The following is a 17,551-nucleotide window of genomic DNA, read 5'->3' on the forward strand; positions in this document are numbered from 1 at the left end:
TAAATGACGTGCTTGATATTCATATACACACCCTCAAGCGGGGGTGTGGAGGTCTCACCCTACGCTGATGTCCAGCCATCGACGGGGTTCCTACGCCAGTTATCGCCGCTGGAGGCAACTGGTTTCGCGCTCAGGTCCATTATTGACGGGCTACTCGCATTGAGCAACCCCTGAAATATTTCAGACCAGGATTGAGGTGCCAGTCATCTCCACCGGATTCTCCAACCCCATCAGCATCAGCATGGTCGGCGCCACATCCGCTAGCACGCCGCCATCACGCACCTTGAAATTACGTTTGCCGACATAGATGAACGGCACTGGCTCGGTGGTGTGGGCGGTGTGGGCCTGGCCGGTGGATTCGTCGGACATCTGCTCGCAGTTGCCGTGGTCGGCGGTGATCAGCGCTTCGCCGCCGACCTTTTCCAGGGCGTCGACGATGCGGCCGACGCACAGGTCCAGGCATTCCACGGCCTTGGTCGCGGCTTCCAGGTTGCCGCTGTGGCCGACCATGTCGCCGTTGGCGTAGTTGACCACGATCACGTCGTAACGCTGGTGTTCGATGGCGTCGACGATCTTGTCGGTGACTTCCGGCGCGCTCATTTCCGGCTGCAGGTCGTAGGTGGCGACCTTTGGCGATGGGATCAGGATGCGTTCTTCGCCTGGGAACGGCTCTTCGCGGCCGCCGGAGAAGAAGAAGGTCACGTGGGCATATTTTTCGGTTTCGGCAATGCGCAACTGGGTCTTGCCGTTTTTCGCCAGGTAGTCGCCCAACACGTTATCCAGCGTGCCTGCTGCAAAAGCGGCGGGAGCCGGGATGCTGGCGGCGTACTGGGTCAGGCCCACGTACTGCACTTTCGGCTGGCGGGCGCGTTCGAATTCCTTGAAACCGTCCTCGACAAACACACGGCTCAGCTCGCGGGCGCGGTCGGCGCGGAAGTTCATGAACACCACGGCGTCGCCGTCTTCTACCTTCACCGGCTCACCAATGGTGGTGGCCTTGACGAATTCATCGCTCTCGCCACGGGCGTAGGCGGCTTCGAGGCCTTCCTGGGCGGTGGCGGCGTGGAACTCGGCCTGGCCGTCGACGATCAGGTTGTAGGCCTGGGAGACGCGGTCCCAGCGATTGTCACGGTCCATGGCGAAGTAACGGCCCACCAGGCTGGCGATACGGCCTTTGCCCAGCGCTGCGAACGTGGCGTCGAGCAGTTCGATGGACGACTGCGCGCTTTTCGGCGGGGTGTCGCGGCCGTCGAGGAAGGCGTGCAGGTAGATCTTGTCGGCGCCGCGCTTGAAGGCCAGTTCGGCCATGGCCACCAGATGGTCCTGGTGGCTGTGGACGCCGCCATCTGACAGCAGGCCCATGAAGTGCACGGCCTTGCCGGCGGCTACTGCTTTATCTACCGCCGCGCAGATGGTCGGGTTCTCGAAGAACTCGCCATCGCGGATCGCTTTGGTCACACGGGTGAAGTCTTGGTATACCACTCGTCCGGCGCCGAGGTTCATGTGGCCGACTTCCGAGTTGCCCATCTGGCCGTCCGGCAGGCCTACGTCCATGCCCGAGCCGGAGATCAGGCCGTTGGGTACGGTGGCGGTCAGGCGGTCGAGTACCGGCTTCTTGGCCGCGTATACCGCGTTGTCGTGGTGGCTTTCACTGTGTCCGAAGCCATCGAGAATTATCAGGACCAAAGGTTTAGGCGTAGTAGTCATAGATCCTCTCGCGGCGGTAATAAAGGAAGACAATTGAAAAGGGAGTGGCAGTTTAAAGCGAAGTTCCGACCACGTCACCGCTTTACGGGGGTTGGCCCCCCCTGACGGCTGTGTATACTTACCGCCATTTTAACGCCCTGGAACCTCCTTGATGGTTGATCACCTGATTGCATTTGCCACTGCCCACTATCTGCTTGTGGGTGCCTTCGTCATCCTGCTGGCGCTGCTGATCGCTCACGAATTGAGCCGCGGTGGCCGCAGCCTGAGCACGGCGGAGCTGACCGCGCTGGTCAACAAGGACGAGGCCGTTGTCGTGGACATCCGCCCAGCCAAGGATTTCGCCACCGGCCACATCGTTGGTGCCTTGAACATTCCGCAGGACAAGCTGATCGCGCGCCTGGCCGAGCTGGAAAAGCACAAAGCCAAGACCATCATCCTGGTCGACGCCCAAGGCCAGCACGCCGGCACCCACGCCCGCGAAATGCTCAAGACCGGTTTCACCGCGGCCAAGCTGTCCGGTGGCATCAGCAGCTGGCGCGCCGATAACCTGCCGCTGGTGAAGTGATATGAGCCAGGTTGTCGTGTATTCCAGCGATTGGTGCCCTTACTGCATGCGGGCCAAGGCCCTGCTTGAGAAAAAGGGCGTTGCCTTCGAAGAAATCAAGGTCGACGGCAAACCCCAGGTGCGCGCCGAAATGGCCCAGAAGGCGGGGCGTACGTCCGTGCCGCAGATCTGGATCGGCGCCAGGCACATCGGTGGTTGCGACGACCTGTTCGCCCTTGAGCGCGCCGGTAAACTCGATGCGCTGCTGCTCGTCTGACTCCTAAACCCTAAAAGACCCCAAGATCACAAGGATCTGCGATGACTGACCAACAGAACACCGAAGCTGCAGAAGCCCAAGCGCCACAGTTCTCGCTGCAGCGCATCTACGTGCGTGACCTGTCGTTCGAAGCGCCGAAAAGCCCGGCCATCTTCCGCCAGGAATGGACCCCAAGCGTTGCGCTGGACCTGAACACCCGCCAGAAAGCTCTGGAAGGTGACTTCCACGAAGTGGTGCTGACCCTCTCCGTGACCGTCAAGAACGGCGAAGAAGTGGCCTTCATCGCTGAAGTGCAACAGGCCGGTATCTTCCTGATCCAGGGCCTGGACGAAGCGTCCATGAGCCACACCCTGGGCGCGTTCTGCCCGAACATTCTGTTCCCGTATGCCCGCGAGACCCTGGACAGCCTGGTCACCCGTGGCTCTTTCCCAGCGCTGATGCTGGCTCCGGTGAACTTCGATGCCCTGTACGCTCAAGAGCTGCAGCGCATGCAACAGGAAGGTTCGTCGACGGTTCAATAAGTCGACACGGTAAAAAATGTGGGAGCGGGCTTGCTCGCGAATGCGGTACTTCAGTCGATATCTTCAGTGACTGACACACCGCTTTCGCGAGCAAGCCCGCTCCCACATTTGTTTTGCGGTGTTATTTGAAGCCGAGCTGGCGCCAACCTTCATAGACTGCAACCGCCACGGTATTGGACAGGTTCAGGCTGCGGCAGCCCTCGCGCATCGGCAAACGCAGGCGATGACCGTCGGGCAGCGCGTCAAGCACCTCCGCCGGCAGGCCCCGGCTTTCCGGGCCGAACAGGAAGGCGTCACCTTCGGCAAAGCTGACATCATGGAACGGCTGCGAACCCTTGGTGGTGAACGCGAACAGTCGCGGATGCCCCAGGCTTTCCAGGCAACTGGCCAGGTCGGCATGGCGCTGGAGCGTGGCGTACTCGTGGTAGTCCAGCCCGGCACGGCGCAGGCGCTTGTCGTCCATGTCAAAGCCCAAAGGCTCGATCAAATGCAGGTGGCAGCCACTGTTGGCGCACAGCCTGATAACGTTGCCGGTATTCGGCGGAATTTCTGGTTGAAAAAGGATGACGTGAAACATGCACGGCTCCGAAGGTAAAGATGCGCTGCATTCTACCCCCGAAGAGGACCCAAGACCGAAGCTAATGCCACGGGTCATGGGCTCTTTGGCAATTGTTGGCTTGATGGTGGGCCTGATGATCGGCCGCCTGACAACGCCAGACCCGGTCGAGCTGCAACAGGTCGAGACCGCAGCGGACGGCGTAGTGGTGTGGTTCAACAGCGAACCCAGGCTGCACGGCGAGCATATCGACGGCACCGTGGCGCTGCTGTTCGACGCGCAAGGCAAGGCTACCAGTGGGCAACTCAAGCTCAATGACAAGGATGTGAACTGGCGCGTGCGCAAGACCGATGGCGGCCTGTTACTGAACCTGGTGGCGGCTCGGCCGTTGCGCGGGGAATGGAAAGGGGAAAAGACTGAAGGCCGCTGGCGGCTGGAGATCCATCTCCAAGAGCAATAAAAGAGGGAGTTCCCGGCCTGCCTGTACCAGGGCTCCCAAAACGGGGTGAAGCTTTTAAAGCTTCGGTGTTAAAGAGGGAATCCCCGGCCTGCCTGTACCGAGGTTCCCCAAAGCGGTGTGGAGCGCGACGCGATTCGCATCAAGCACCCCGGGTGTAAAGAGGGGATTCTCGGCCTGCCTGTACCAAGGTCCCCGAAACTGGGTAGTACAAGGGTTATTGCAGGGCGCGTGCCAGAGTCGCCAAAGTGTGCCAAAAAATTTCTCCAGAAAGCGCAAAGCCCCGGAATACGGGGCTTTGGTGTTTTAGGCTTTTAGATTTTTATCAGTGAGGCCGAAGTCTCATAGGTTGGATCCATGCCCAATGCCGGTTCATGGTGCATTGAAGCGGTGCACCCTTAGCCTTCATCGCCTTCATCATCGTCACCACCGTCGACCTTCATCCCCAGCTCCTTGATCTTGCGGGTCAAGGTATTGCGGCCCCAGCCCAGCAGCACGGCGGCGTCGCGACGGCGACCGGCGGTGTGCTTCAGGGCGGTTTCGATCATGATTCGCTCGAACGCCGGCACGGCGCTGTCCAGCAGGTTCGACTGGCCGCGAGCCAGGGCCTGGTCGGCCCATTGGCGCAGAGCCTGCTCCCAGTTGGTCACAGGGGCCGAATCCTGTGGCAGGCTCAGCAGCTCCGGCGGCAGGTCGCTGATGTGCACTTCGCGCCCGGACGCCATCACGGTGATCCAGCGACAGGTGTTCTCCAGCTGGCGCACGTTGCCCGGCCACGGCAGGTTCTTGAGGTATTCCTCGGTCTCGCTTTTCAGCAGCTTTGGCTCGACGGCCAGCTCCTGGGCGGCGCGGCTGAGGAAGTGGCGGGCGAGGGTCGGGATGTCTTCGCGACGGTCCGACATGCGCGGAATATGGATGCGGATCACGTTGAGGCGGTGGAACAAGTCCTCACGGAATTTGCCCGCGTGCACCAGGGTTTCCAGGTTCTGGTGAGTGGCCGCGATGATGCGCACATCAACTTTGACCGGCGTGTGCCCGCCCACCCGATAGAACTCGCCATCCGCCAGCACGCGCAACAGGCGGGTCTGGGTATCGGCCGGCATGTCGCCGATTTCATCGAGGAACAGGGTGCCACCGTCGGCCTGTTCAAAGCGGCCGCGACGCAGGTTGGCCGCGCCGGTAAACGCCCCTTTTTCATGGCCGAACAGCTCGGACTCCATCAAGTCCTTCGGGATCGCCGCCATGTTCAGTGCGATAAACGGCGAGGCCGCCCGTGGGCTGTGACGGTGCAGCGCGTGGGCCACCAGTTCTTTACCGGTGCCCGATTCGCCGTTGATCAGCACGGTGATGTTGGAGTGGCTCAAGCGCCCGATGGCGCGAAACACTTCCTGCATCGCCGGCGCTTCGCCGATGATCTCCGGGGTGCGGGTCAGGGCAGGTGGGGCTTCCTGGCTTTGTTGTTCCTGGGCGTGCTGGTTGGCGCGCTTGACCAGCGCCACCGCCTCGTCCACGTCGAACGGCTTGGGCAGGTATTCAAAGGCGCCGCCCTGATAGGACGCGACAGCGCTGTCCAGGTCCGAGTGCGCGGTCATGATGATCACCGGCAAGCGTGGGTGCTGCTCGCGAATCCGCGCGAGGAGGTCCAGGCCGCTGGCGCCGGGCATGCGGATGTCGGAGATGATCACGTCGGGCTGCTGGCGAGCCAGGCGGCTCATCACCCCGTCCGCGCTGTCGAAGCTCTGGGTGGTCATGCCTTCCTGTTGCAAGGCTTTCTCGAGGACCCAGCGGATAGAACGGTCGTCATCGACGATCCAGACAGTTTCACTACGGCTCATGTCGATGGGGCTCCTTGTTCCAGTGGCAGAAAGATCGAGAAGGTGGTGTGGCCAGGATGGCTCTCACATTCGATCAGGCCCTGATGCTGGCTGATGATGTTCTGGGTAATGGCCAGGCCCAGCCCGGTACCGTCCGGGCGGCCGCTGACCATGGGAAAGAAAATGGTTTCCTGGAGTTCCGCAGGAATGCCCGGACCGTTGTCGATGATCTCGACCTTGGTCACCAGGCGATGGCGCACGTGACCGATGGTGAACTGACGCAGGGCGCGGGTGCGCAGGCTGATGCGGCCCAGGCGCAGCTCGTTCTGGCTGCTGATGGCCTGCATGGCGTTGCGCACGATGTTGAGCACCGCTTGAATCATCTGTTCGCGGTCGATCAACACGTCGGGAATGCTTGGGTCGTAGTCGCGCACCAAGGTGATGCAGCCCTGGCTTTCGGCTTCCACGAGGTGACAGACGCGTTCGAGCACTTCGTGCACGTTGGTCATCGCCAGCGATGGCAGCTTGTTGGAGCCGAGCATGCGGTCCACCAGATTACGCAGGCGGTCGGCCTCCTCGATGATGACGTTGGTGTAGTCCTTGAGGTTCTCGTCCGGCAGCTCGCGGGCCAGCAACTGCGCCGCGCCACGGATGCCGCCGAGTGGGTTCTTGATCTCATGGGCCAGGCCGCGCACCAGCATCTTGCTGGTCTCCTGCTTGGACAACTGCGCTTCCTCCTTGGTGATACGCAGCAAGCGGTCACGGGGATGCACTTCCAGCAGCAGCAGGGTGGCGCCGTTGCTCAGGATCGGGGTCACGGCGTAGTCGACCGTCAGCGTCTGGCCGGTAAGCGCAGTGAGCATGGCTTCGCGCTTGGTGAACGGGTGTGCTTGCTCCACTGCCTGGCGCAATGAGCTCAAGGCTTCGGCCGACTCGGTGAACAATTCGCTGATGAACTGCCCATGGCTGCGCTGGCCGCTGATGGCCAGGAGCATCTCTGCCGCCGGGTTCATGTACTCAAGGCGCAAGTCGTCATTGAGCAGGATGGTCGCGGTGGTCAGGTTGTCGAGTAGCAAACGGTGCAGTGCATCGCTGATGGTCATTGGGACCTCTTTTGGAGCAAGGCGCGGGCTTGAGGCACACGCTGATACAAGGAAAATGCAAAAACCAAACCAAGGCTCCGAAAAGAAGCGTGCAAGCCCTGAAATGGGGGGTTTAGGCGCGAAACTGTGGCGTTCTGCCAGCTTGCTCGGGAAGTTTCGAACCAAAATGGGCTGGGCAGGTGGGAAGGGTGCAGCCTATCGCACCAATATGGTGCGATTTTGTGAAAGTTGTTCAGGAAGTGGTAAGCGGACCGTTTTCTATATGAGGTGAAAACGATCCGCAGCGGTCAGTGTTGATCTGACAGCGGCATGCCCGGTGTGCCTGCGTAAAACACCAGAAGCTCTACCGGGGTGTCTCCGGTGATGCCGCGATGCTCGGTGCCCACCATCTCGGCCAGGGTTTGGCCTTGCCTCAAGGTGCGCGTAGCCCCGCTGCTGCGGGCTTCAACAGTCAGCTCACCCGAAACGATATAGGCGGCGTTGGGCATGGGATGCGTGTGCCAGGGCAGTTGTGTGCGCGCAGGGATCTTCAGGCGTATCAGCGTGAGCTGCGGCGGGCCCGAGGGGTAGGCTTTGTAGGGTGTGCCATCCCACGACTCGCTGCGCTCAAGCAAAACCTCTTTCTCGATCTGTGCCGCATCCTTTGCCTGTGTGCCGCAGCCCAGCAACGACAAACCTACTGCAGCAGCAATCAAGCACTTGAAGGTGTCCATGGTTCCATCCTGTTCAGTGAGTGAACGCTCAGGCTATGGCTGTCGGCCCAGGTGACGATGCAGGACGGTTCCTCAAATCAGGTAGGTCGAACGCAGAGCTCGGCCGTGGCACGGATCATCGCCAACTGACGCAACGGATCATTCAGCGGTTCATGCACGGCTTCGGCCAGCCACTGTGGGCACTGTGGGTCGGTGCGCTGTGGGGTGAAGTCCGCCAATTGCTGCAGCAGGCGTTTTTGCAGTTCGTCCAACTGCGGGCGGATCTGTTTCACCAGGTCCGGGCGCGGATCGTCAGGTGCCTTGCCCTGGAACTGCCAGTCAGACAGGTGGGTGTACTGCACCAGTTTGTTCGCCTCGATCTGCGCCGCGAAAAACTGCTCGACGGCGGCAGGTGCCAGCTTATATTCCGGTGCTTGGGCGACGACGCTGGCGATCACTTCTTGTTCGCGCTTTTTGTCCTCTACAGGCTTGTGGCTGTCCCATTTGCTCAGGGCTACCTGGTCGGCGATCTCCAGGCGTTCGGCGATGCTGTTGAGCAGAGGCTCCAGAGTGGGCGGCGCCGCACTCGCACTGACGCTGACAAATAACAGAGCGAAGACAAGTCGATGTTTCAAAGGCGATCTCCTGTGGGAGCTGGCTTGCCTGCGATGCGGGCAACGCGATGCATCAGGTATACCCAGCTGATGCCATCGCAGGCAAGCCAGCTCCCACATTTTTAATGGGGTTTGCAGGTCTACAACGGCGTCAGTCAGAGGCTACCTTAACTTGCGTGCTTGCCTACAGTTACGCCAGAATCCGCCGGCTTGTACGGCTGGCTTGTCGTCTCTATGGTTGCTCGGTCGCTGCTCATCAGCGATCAGGTTTAGTAGCCTGGATTCGAATTGTAGGTCGTGCATTCTCCATCAATCAGGTTTCTACAACCTGTGCTTGATGGTGGCTGTGCGCAGGGCATCCTCGGATGCGCCGGGCTTCTACATTCACCGGTCTACTAACCTGCGCGCAGCTGCCACCCTTTCGTTTAGTAGCGAAGCGAAGGCGGCCTCATTTGAGGAATGTAGAAAATGTTCAAGCCAACCCCCAATCCACCACCCTCTGTCTTCACCATCGCCGCCGATATCGACGACGAAGCCTTGATGATCAATACCTTCGAAACCCTCACCTCGGTCAGCGCCCTGTTGCTGGATTTATCCGAGGACTTGGGCGGCAAGCACCGTGACACCACCTTGGCCATTCACCAACTGAGTGCGCTGGGTACGCAGATGGTCGGCCAGATGCTCGACCGCCATTCCCCGACCCGCTAAATCCCAGGCAAAAAAAAGACCTCCCGAGGGAGGTCTTTTTTCGTCACGCCGCTCTTAAGGACGCAGCGCTACCGGATCAGCAGCTGTAGTACAGCTCGTATTCCAGTGGGTGTACGAAGGTGCGAACCTTGATTTCTTCTTCGCTTTTCAGGCCGATGTAAGCGTCGATGAAGTCGTCGCTGAACACGCCGCCTTTGGTCAGGAACGCACGGCCCTTGTCCAGCTCTTCCAGGGCTTCTTTCAGGCTGCCGCACACTTGTGGGATCTCTTTGGCCTCTTCAGGCGGCAGGTCGTACAAGTTTTTGTCGGCGGCGTCGCCTGGGTGGATCTTGTTCTGGATACCGTCCAGGCCGGCCATCACCAGGGCAGCGAAGGCCAGGTATGGGTTGGCGGCTGGATCCGGGAAGCGGGCTTCGATACGGCGAGCGCGAGGGCTGGACACGTAAGGAATACGGATCGAAGCGGAACGGTTGCGCGCCGAGTAGGCCAGCATTACCGGTGCTTCGAAACCTGGGACCAGACGCTTGTAGGAGTTGGTCGACGGGTTGGTGAAGCCGTTCAGGGCCTTACCGTGCTTGATGATACCGCCGATGAAGTACAGGGCAGTGTCGGACAGGCCGGCATAACCTTCGCCAGCGAAGGTGTTCTTGCCATCTTTGGCGATGGACAGGTGAACGTGCATACCCGAACCGTTATCACCGTACAGAGGCTTAGGCATGAAGGTAGCGGTACGGCCGTAAGCGACTGCAGTGTTGTGTACGCAGTACTTCAGGGTTTGAACTTCGTCAGCCTTGGCAACCAGGGTGTTGAACTTCACGCCGATTTCGTTCTGACCGGCAGTGGCCACTTCGTGGTGGTGCACTTCGATGACCAGGCCCATGTCTTCCATGGCGTTGCACATGGAGGTACGGATTTCGTGGTCGTGGTCGAACGGCGGAACTGGGAAGTAGCCACCTTTGATACCTGGACGGTGGCCATGGTTGCCGCCTTCCACGTCCTGGTCGGACATCCAGGAGCCTTGTTCGGAGTAGATCTTGAACATGGAGCCGGAGATGTCGGACTTGAACTTAACCTGGTCGAAGATGAAGAATTCTGGCTCTGGGCCTACGAATACGGTGTCACCGATACCGGTCGACTTCAGGTATTCCTCGGCACGCTTGGCGATCGCACGTGGGTCGCGGTCGTAGCCTTGCATGGTCGAAGGCTCGATCACGTCGCAGACCAGGATCAGGGTCGGCTCTTCGGTGAACGGGTCGAGTACGGCAGTGCTGTCGTCCGGCATCAGGATCATGTCGGAGGCTTCGATGCCTTTCCAGCCAGCGATGGAGGAACCGTCGAACATTTTGCCTTCTTCGAAGAAAGCTTCATCCAGCGCGTCGCGAGCCGGCATGGTCACGTGGTGCTGAGTGCCTTTGGTGTCCGTGAAGCGCAGATCAATCCATTTAACGTCATGATCTTTGATGAGTTGAACCGACTTCGACATAGTGTCCTCCGGGTGGCTTCGGGCTGGGGTAGTGGAGTTAGCCCTTAGAATGTGGGTGATGCCGGCGCGGATAGTCCGCCATGGCAACCTGCCTCACAAGAGAGCAAATTGCATGCCAGTGCGCCAACATGGGTTTTCTGCTCCAGAAACGCCCCTATAAAGGTGCATTGCGACAAAAGCCCAAAAATAGCGCACCGCAATGTAGCGCAAAGGCGCACAAATGCACCTCTTTAGTGCGCTGCGCTTGCGATGCATATTAACTGGTTAAACCTTGAGCGATTTCCGCTATAATCCGCGCCCCCCTTTTTCAGCAGGCCCGGCGCGCGCTGTTTCCATGAAATTAATCGTTAAAGTCTTCCCCGAGATCACCATCAAAAGCCGACCGGTACGGACGCGTTTCATCCGTCAATTGGCCAAGAACATCCGTGCCGTGCTCCGCGATCTGGACCCGGCTGTGGTGGTGAACGGCGTGTGGGACAACCTCGAGCTGGAAACCCGCGTCACCGAGCCCAAAGCCTTGAAGGACATGACCGAGCGCCTGAGTTGCATGCCTGGCATCGCGCATTTCCTGCAGGTGGATGAGTACCCGCTGGGCGACTTCGACGACATCACCGAGAAGTGTAAACAGCACTACGGCAGTGAGCTGGAAGGCAAGATCTTTTCGGTGCGCTGCAAGCGTGCCGGCAAGCACGCTTTCAGCTCCATGGATGTCGAAAAATACGTCGGCAGCAAGCTGCGTCGCGAGTGCGGCGCCGCCGGAATTTCCCTGAAAGCGCCGCAAATTGAAGTGCGCATGGAAATTCGCGACCAACGGTTGTTTGTCATTCACAGCCAGCACAACAGCATCGGCGGCTACCCGCTGGGCGCCCTGGAACAGACCCTGGTCTTGATGTCCGGCGGTTTCGATTCCACGGTTGCCGCTTACCAGATCATGCGCCGTGGCCTGATGAGCCACTTCTGCTTCTTTAATCTGGGCGGGCGTGCACACGAATTGGGCGTGATGGAAGTCGCGCACTTTATCTGGAAGAAGTACGGCAGCTCCCAACGCGTGCTATTTGTGAGCGTACCGTTCGAGGAAGTGCTGGGCGAAATTCTCGGCAAAGTCGATAACGGTCATATGGGCGTGGTATTGAAGCGTATGATGTTGCGCGCCGCGTCGCAGATTGCCGACCGCTTGCAGATCGACGCGCTGGTGACTGGCGAAGCGATCTCCCAGGTGTCCAGCCAAACGCTGCCGAACCTGTCGATCATCGACTGCGTCACCGAGAAGCTGGTGTTGCGCCCGCTGATCGCCAGCCACAAGCAGGACATCATCGACCTGGCAGAAGAAATCGGCACCGCCGACTTCGCCAAGCACATGCCTGAGTACTGCGGGGTCATTTCGGTGAACCCCAAGACCCACGCCAAGCGTCACCGCGTGGAGCATGAAGAGAAAGAATTCGACATGGCGATTCTGGAGCGTGCGCTCGAGAACGCCAAGCTGGTCCCGATCGATCGCGTGATCGACGAACTGGGCCAGGATGTGAAGATCGAAGAAGTCAGCGAAGCCCTGGCCGGCCAGATCGTCATCGACATCCGTCACCCGGATGCCGCTGAAGATGAGCCGCTGGAAATCGCCGGCATCGACGTACAAACGCTGCCGTTCTATGCATTGAACGCGCGTTTCAAGGAACTGGATAACAGCCGTCAGTACCTGCTGTATTGCGACAAAGGCGTGATGAGTCGCCTGCATGCCCACCATTTGCTCAGTGAGGGGCATGCCAATGTGCGCGTTTATCGACCGAGCTAAGAGCCCGGGGCTGTTTGCCTGTGGCCTGCGTCACCGGCCCCCCGACTCTGCCGTCAAGCTGTAACGGCAAGGCCTGACTCTACTGTTAATCGCTGCCACGACCTGTCAGCACACCGAATCCTCTGATCGAGATACACAAGTGATCGAAAATCTACGTAACATCGCCATCATTGCTCACGTTGACCATGGTAAAACCACCCTGGTAGACAAACTCCTGCGTCAATCCGGCACCCTGGAGCGCAACGAGCTCAACGACGAGCGCGTGATGGACTCCAACGACCAGGAAAAAGAGCGCGGTATTACCATCCTGGCTAAAAACACCGCTATCAACTGGAACGGCTACCACATCAACATCGTGGACACCCCGGGCCACGCCGACTTCGGCGGCGAAGTAGAGCGCGTAATGTCGATGGTTGACTCCGTGCTGCTGCTGGTTGACGCTCAAGACGGCCCTATGCCGCAAACCCGTTTCGTGACCAAGAAGGCTTTCGAAGCCGGCCTGCGTCCGATCGTGTGCATCAACAAGGTTGACCGTCCAGGCGCGCGTCCGGATTGGGTTCTGGATCAGATCTTCGACCTGTTCGACAACCTGGGTGCCACCGAAGAACAGCTGGACTTCAAAGTCGTCTACGCCTCGGCCCTGAACGGTATTGCCGGTCTGGACCACACCGACATGGCTGAAGACATGACGCCGCTGTACCAGTCGATCGTCGACAACGTACCTGCCCCCGCTGTTGACCGTGACGGCGCGTTCCAGATGCAGATCTCCGCTCTGGACTACAACAGCTTCCTGGGTGTTATCGGCGTTGGCCGTATCGCTCGTGGTCGCGTCAAGCCGAACACCCCGGTTGTCGCTATCGGCGCCGACGGTAAGAAGCGCAACGGTCGTATCCTGAAGCTGATGGGTCACCACGGTCTGCACCGCATCGACGTTGAAGAAGCCGCTGCTGGCGACATCGTGTGCATAAGCGGTATGGACTCGCTGTTCATCTCCGACACCCTGTGCCACCCGGACACCGTCGAAGCGATGAAGCCTCTGACCGTTGACGAGCCAACCGTTTCCATGACCTTCCAGGTAAACGACTCGCCTTTCTGCGGTAAAGAAGGCAAGTTCGTGACTTCCCGTAACATCAAGGAACGTCTGGACAAAGAGCTGCTGTACAACGTTGCTCTGCGCGTTGAAGAAGGCGACTCGGCTGACAAGTTCAAGGTTTCCGGCCGTGGTGAGCTGCACCTCTCGGTACTGATCGAAACCATGCGTCGCGAAGGCTTCGAAATGGGCGTTGGTCGTCCAGAAGTGATCATCCGTCAGGTTGACGGCGTGAAGCAGGAACCGTTCGAAAACGTCACCATCGACACCCCGGAAGAATCCCAGGGCAAGGTGATGGAAGAGATGGGTCTGCGTAAAGGCGACCTGACCAACATGGTGCCGGATGGCAAAGGCCGTGTACGTCTGGAATACAACATCCCTGCGCGTGGTCTGATCGGTTTCCGTAACCAGTTCCTGACCCTGACCAACGGTGCTGGCATCCTGACCTCGATTTTCGATCGCTACGACACCATGAAGTCCGGCGACATGTCCGGCCGTCAGAACGGTGTTCTGGTATCGGTAGAAACCGGCAAGGCGCTGACCTACTCCCTGGAAACCCTCCAGGCGCGTGGCAAGCTGTTCGTTGAACACGGTCAAGAGATCTACAACGGTCAGATCGTTGGTCTGAACAGCCGTGACAACGACATGGGCGTCAACCCAACCAAAGGCAAGAAGCTCGACAACATGCGTGCTTCGGGCAAAGACGAAACCATCGCTCTGGTTCCACCTGTTCGCTTCACCCTGGAACAGGCCCTGGAATTCATCCAGGACGACGAGCTGTGCGAAGTCACGCCTAAGTCGATCCGCCTGCGTAAGAAGATCCTGGACGAAGGCGAGCGTACCCGCGCTGCCAAGAAAGCCAAGAACTGAGTTAACTCAGGCTGAATGAAATACGCCCCCGGTCGAAAGGCCGGGGGCGTTTTTTTGTGCCTGCGATTTGTGGGTTGGGCTTGTTGTGGTGAGCCCGCTCACCACAACAAGCCCGCTCACCACAGGGTTCGGCTTTTGATCAGAACTTATCGAGGGTCTTGAACTTGGTCTCGCGCACCACTTCCTTCGGCTTGTACGCGCAATACCCCGGCCGCGGCCCGATTTTCGGGTGGTTACGGCAAGTATCCGGGCGCTTGTCATAAATAGTGCAGAAGCGCGTCTTACGATCCAGGAACAGGCAATCGTTGTTGCTCATGCGCTGCAGGGTAAAAATCTCGGATTTGGAATTGAAGCGCTCGACGATGCCTTCCTTTTGCAGCCGCTTGGCGATGTTCTTCGCAGGGTCACCGAGTTCGAACTCATCGACCAGGCCGATGCGGATCAGGTCCTTGACCTTCACTTCTACCGGCAGCGTGCAGCAGCTGGACACGCAACCACCGCACATGTGCGCGGAATATTTCTGCCACGTTTCGAGACGGTCGAGTTCCGCGGCGGCGATCAATTGAGGCTTCATCAGGGTTCCAAAAGGTGGGGCTGTATCCGGGCGCGCGATCATACCGGGATTGGTGATTTTTTGAACAATATTTTCCGGGTTTCTGCTGGAAGGCTTATCGAGCATCAAAGCAGGCACGGCCCCTGCATCTAAATCCTGTATAGGTGAATGCGTTAAAAAACTGCCGAACCAGAGCGTCTACCGTCTGTCAGACCGTCTAGGCTCTAGCAACTCCTTCTATCTCGCCCGAGGTCGCAATTGATGTCTCAGGAACCACTTGCACGAGAAGCAGAGGTAGCCGCATTTCGCGATGCCGTCTTGACCAAACTCACCTACGCGGTGGGCAAGGACCCGGATCACGCCTTCGACCACGACTGGTTCGAAGCCATTGCCCTGGCCGCACGTGACCAGATGGTCGATCACTGGATGGACCACACCCGGCGCATCTACCGCAAAGGCCAGAAGCGGGTTTACTACCTTTCCCTGGAATTCCTCATCGGCCGCTTGCTCTATGACAGCCTGAGCAACCTCGGCGTGCTGGAGATTGCGCGCGAAGCGCTATCGGAGCTGGGCGTCGACCTGGAGCGCATCCGCCTGCTGGAGCCCGATGCCGCGCTCGGTAACGGTGGCCTGGGCCGCCTGGCGGCGTGCTTCATGGAAAGCATGTCGACCCTGGGTGTGGCCGGCCACGGTTATGGCATCCGTTATGAACACGGCCTGTTCCGCCAGGCGATTGTCGATGGTTGGCAACAGGAGCAGACCGAACACTGGCTGGACTTCGGCAACCCCTGGGAATTCGAACGCCCTGAAGTGGTGTACCCGATCGGCTTTGGTGGCAGTGTCGAAACCCTGGATGACGGCACCGGCAAGATGGTTCAGCGGTGGACCCCCAATGAAACCGTGCGCGCCATCGCCTATGACACGCCGGTGGTCGGCTGGCGCGGCGCCAGCGTCAACACCCTGCGCCTGTGGCGTGCCCGTGCGGTGGAAGACCTGCACCTGGAGCGCTTCAACGCCGGTGACCACCTGGGCGCCGTCGCCGAAGTAGCGCGTGCCGAAAGCATCTCCCGAGTGCTTTACCCGGCCGACAGCACCGAAGCGGGGCAGGAACTGCGCCTGCGCCAGGAATATTTCTTCGTCGCCGCCTCCCTGCAAGACCTGCTGCGCCGCCACAAGAATATGCACGGTTCAGTGCTGAGCCTGGGCGAACACGCCGCGATCCAGCTCAACGACACTCACCCGTCCATCGCCGTGGCCGAGTTGATGCGCCAATTGGTCGACCTGCACGACATTCCGTGGGAAGCCGCCTGGGATGTAACCGTCGAAACCCTCTCCTACACCAACCACACCCTGTTGCCCGAAGCGCTGGAAACCTGGCCGGTTGGCTTGATGGAACGCATGCTGCCGCGACATATGCAGATCATTTACCTGATCAACGCCCAGCACATCGATTCGCTGCGCGCCAAAGGCATCCATGACTTTGACGTGCTGCGCGCCGTGTCGCTGATCGAAGAAGACAACGGTCGTCGCGTGCGCATGGGCAACCTGGCATTCCTGGGTTCCCACAGCGTCAACGGCGTGTCCGGCCTGCACACTCAATTGATGCGCAGCACCGTGTTCTCCGAGCTGCACAAGCTGTACCCGGAGCGCATCAACAACAAAACCAACGGCATTACCTTCCGCCGCTGGTTGTACCAAGCCAACCCCAAGCTCACGTCCATGCTGGTGGAAGCGCTCGGCCCGGACATTCTCGACAAGCCCGAAGAACGGCTGGTGGAGCTTGAGCCATTTGCCGAAAAACAGACGTTCCGCAAGGCCTTCGCCGAGCAGCGTCTGCACAGTAAGCGGGCGCTGGCGGACATCATTCATGAGCGCCTGGGCATTGCGGTCAACCCGGCGGCGATGTTCGACGTGCAGGTCAAGCGGATCCACGAATACAAGCGTCAACTGCTCAACCTGCTGCACACCGTGGCGCTGTACCAGGCGATCCGCGCCGAACCGGGCACCGACTGGGTGCCGCGCGTGAAGATCTTCTCCGGCAAGGCGGCGGCCAGTTATCACCAGGCCAAGCTGATCATCAAGCTGACCAACGACATCGCCCGTACGGTCAACAACGACCCGACCGTGCGCGGTTTGCTCAAGGTGGTGTTCCTGCCCAACTACAACGTTAGCTTGGCGGAAAGCATTATTCCTGCGGCGGACTTGTCGGAGCAGATCTCTACTGCCGGCTTCGAAGCGTCGGGCACCAGCAACATGAAATTCGGCCTCAACGGCGCGCTGACCATCGGCACCATGGACGGCGCCAATGTGGAAATGCATGAGCGTGTGGGCGCCGAGCACATGTTTATCTTCGGCCTCAGTGCGCAGCAGGTTGAAGCCCGTAAACACGCGGGTGAGTTCAACGCAGGTCCTGATATCGCGGCGTCTCACCGCTTGAACGACGTGCTGCAAGCGATCCGGGGCGGGGTGTTCTCGCCGGATGATCCGGGCCGCTACGTAGGGTTGATCGATGGGCTGATCGACTACGACCGCTTCCTGGTGTGTGCTGACTTCGATTCGTACTGGGACGCCCAGGCGCGGGTCGAGGCGCATTGGCATGATTCCAAGGCCTGGTGGCGTTCGGCGGTGCTGAATACGGCACGTATGGGCTGGTTCAGTTCGGATCGTACGATCAGGGAGTACGCCACGGAGATCTGGAAAGCCCTCGACTGAGTTTTCCAGATCTGTGCCCCAAGGCCCAACCTCTGTTGGGCCTTGTCGATATACTAGGCCT

General features: G+C 59.6%; 16 protein-coding genes. 8 read left to right on the forward strand and 8 right to left on the reverse strand.

Annotation, left to right across the window (positions count from 1 at the left end; translation table 11 throughout):
• Window positions 1-180 precede the first annotated feature (180 nt).
• Window positions 181-1,707 (reverse strand): 2,3-bisphosphoglycerate-independent phosphoglycerate mutase, encoded by a 1,527-nt coding sequence (gene gpmI, locus ACP7EW_RS19970; protein WP_426219181.1) that lies wholly within the window; start codon window positions 1,705-1,707, stop codon window positions 181-183.
• Between the two features lie 151 nt (window positions 1,708-1,858).
• Here gpmI and ACP7EW_RS19975 point away from each other — a divergent pair, with 151 nt between their 5' ends.
• Genes ACP7EW_RS19975 through secB form a run of 3 tightly spaced genes read left to right on the forward strand, consistent with a single transcriptional unit; the run spans window position 1,859 to window position 3,049 of the window.
• A complete protein-coding gene (locus ACP7EW_RS19975) occupies window positions 1,859-2,272 on the forward strand; it encodes a rhodanese-like domain-containing protein (RefSeq protein ID WP_010213877.1) in 414 nt (137 codons plus the stop codon).
• A 1-nt stretch (window position 2,273) separates the two neighbouring features.
• Complete coding sequence (gene grxC / locus ACP7EW_RS19980) at window positions 2,274-2,528, forward strand: glutaredoxin 3 (RefSeq protein WP_033896917.1); 255 nt, start codon at window positions 2,274-2,276, stop codon at window positions 2,526-2,528.
• A 41-nt stretch (window positions 2,529-2,569) separates the two neighbouring features.
• The gene (gene secB / locus ACP7EW_RS19985) at window positions 2,570-3,049 is read left to right on the forward strand and encodes a protein-export chaperone SecB (protein WP_010213875.1); all 480 of its coding nucleotides are present in this window, start codon (window positions 2,570-2,572) and stop codon (window positions 3,047-3,049) included.
• Between the two features lie 121 nt (window positions 3,050-3,170).
• Here the strand turns inward: secB and ACP7EW_RS19990 are convergent, their stop codons facing one another.
• A complete protein-coding gene (locus tag ACP7EW_RS19990) occupies window positions 3,171-3,626 on the reverse strand; it encodes a tRNA (cytidine(34)-2'-O)-methyltransferase (RefSeq protein ID WP_016979127.1) in 456 nt (151 codons plus the stop codon).
• Between ACP7EW_RS19990 and ACP7EW_RS19995 the strand changes: the two genes are divergently transcribed.
• Complete coding sequence (locus ACP7EW_RS19995) at window positions 3,625-4,065, forward strand: hypothetical protein (RefSeq protein ID WP_426219184.1); 441 nt, start codon at window positions 3,625-3,627, stop codon at window positions 4,063-4,065. The two genes, ACP7EW_RS19990 and ACP7EW_RS19995, sit on opposite strands and share 2 nt — an antisense overlap.
• Window positions 4,066-4,460: 395 nt before the next feature.
• Here ACP7EW_RS19995 and ntrC read toward each other — a convergent pair whose 3' ends face one another.
• The 4 genes from ntrC to ACP7EW_RS20015 all read right to left on the reverse strand — a co-directional run bounded on the left by ntrC (window position 4,461) and on the right by ACP7EW_RS20015 (window position 8,306).
• Complete coding sequence (gene ntrC, locus ACP7EW_RS20000) at window positions 4,461-5,897, reverse strand: nitrogen regulation protein NR(I) (RefSeq protein ID WP_016979129.1); 1,437 nt, start codon at window positions 5,895-5,897, stop codon at window positions 4,461-4,463.
• Window positions 5,894-6,979 (reverse strand): nitrogen regulation protein NR(II), encoded by a 1,086-nt coding sequence (glnL, locus tag ACP7EW_RS20005; RefSeq protein ID WP_032890142.1) that lies wholly within the window; start codon window positions 6,977-6,979, stop codon window positions 5,894-5,896. Before glnL ends, ntrC begins: the two co-directional genes overlap by 4 nt.
• Window positions 6,980-7,266: 287 nt before the next feature.
• The gene (locus tag ACP7EW_RS20010; protein ID WP_426219186.1) at window positions 7,267-7,692 is read right to left on the reverse strand and encodes a cupin domain-containing protein; all 426 of its coding nucleotides are present in this window, start codon (window positions 7,690-7,692) and stop codon (window positions 7,267-7,269) included.
• A 77-nt stretch (window positions 7,693-7,769) separates the two neighbouring features.
• Window positions 7,770-8,306, reverse strand: a complete 537-nt coding sequence (locus tag ACP7EW_RS20015) for a chorismate mutase (RefSeq protein ID WP_426219188.1) — start codon at window positions 8,304-8,306, stop codon at window positions 7,770-7,772.
• Window positions 8,307-8,753: 447 nt separating this feature from the next.
• Here ACP7EW_RS20015 and ACP7EW_RS20020 point away from each other — a divergent pair, with 447 nt between their 5' ends.
• Window positions 8,754-8,993, forward strand: a complete 240-nt coding sequence (locus ACP7EW_RS20020) for a DUF6124 family protein (RefSeq protein WP_426219190.1) — start codon at window positions 8,754-8,756, stop codon at window positions 8,991-8,993.
• 76 nt (window positions 8,994-9,069) lie between these two features.
• Here the strand turns inward: ACP7EW_RS20020 and glnA are convergent, their stop codons facing one another.
• A complete protein-coding gene (glnA, locus tag ACP7EW_RS20025; RefSeq protein ID WP_016979133.1) occupies window positions 9,070-10,476 on the reverse strand; it encodes a type I glutamate--ammonia ligase in 1,407 nt (468 codons plus the stop codon).
• A gap of 334 nt (window positions 10,477-10,810) precedes the next feature.
• Here glnA and thiI point away from each other — a divergent pair, with 334 nt between their 5' ends.
• Window positions 10,811-12,265, forward strand: coding sequence for a tRNA uracil 4-sulfurtransferase ThiI (gene thiI, locus ACP7EW_RS20030; RefSeq protein WP_426219192.1), 1,455 nt, complete (start codon window positions 10,811-10,813; stop codon window positions 12,263-12,265).
• A 139-nt stretch (window positions 12,266-12,404) separates the two neighbouring features.
• Window positions 12,405-14,225 carry a translational GTPase TypA gene (gene typA / locus ACP7EW_RS20035; RefSeq protein ID WP_010213863.1) on the forward strand — a complete coding sequence of 607 codons (1,821 nt, stop codon included), beginning with the start codon at window positions 12,405-12,407 and terminating at the stop codon, window positions 14,223-14,225.
• 139 nt (window positions 14,226-14,364) lie between these two features.
• Here typA and ACP7EW_RS20040 read toward each other — a convergent pair whose 3' ends face one another.
• Complete coding sequence (locus tag ACP7EW_RS20040) at window positions 14,365-14,799, reverse strand: YkgJ family cysteine cluster protein (RefSeq protein ID WP_017734855.1); 435 nt, start codon at window positions 14,797-14,799, stop codon at window positions 14,365-14,367.
• Between the two features lie 240 nt (window positions 14,800-15,039).
• On the opposite strand from ACP7EW_RS20040, the gene ACP7EW_RS20045 reads away from it, so the two are divergent.
• Complete coding sequence (locus tag ACP7EW_RS20045; protein ID WP_033897710.1) at window positions 15,040-17,490, forward strand: glycogen/starch/alpha-glucan phosphorylase; 2,451 nt, start codon at window positions 15,040-15,042, stop codon at window positions 17,488-17,490.
• Window positions 17,491-17,551 lie beyond the last annotated feature (61 nt).

This window comes from Pseudomonas sp. DWRC2-2 (assembly GCF_049897885.1).
Lineage (GTDB): Bacteria > Pseudomonadota > Gammaproteobacteria > Pseudomonadales > Pseudomonadaceae > Aquipseudomonas > Aquipseudomonas azotoformans_A.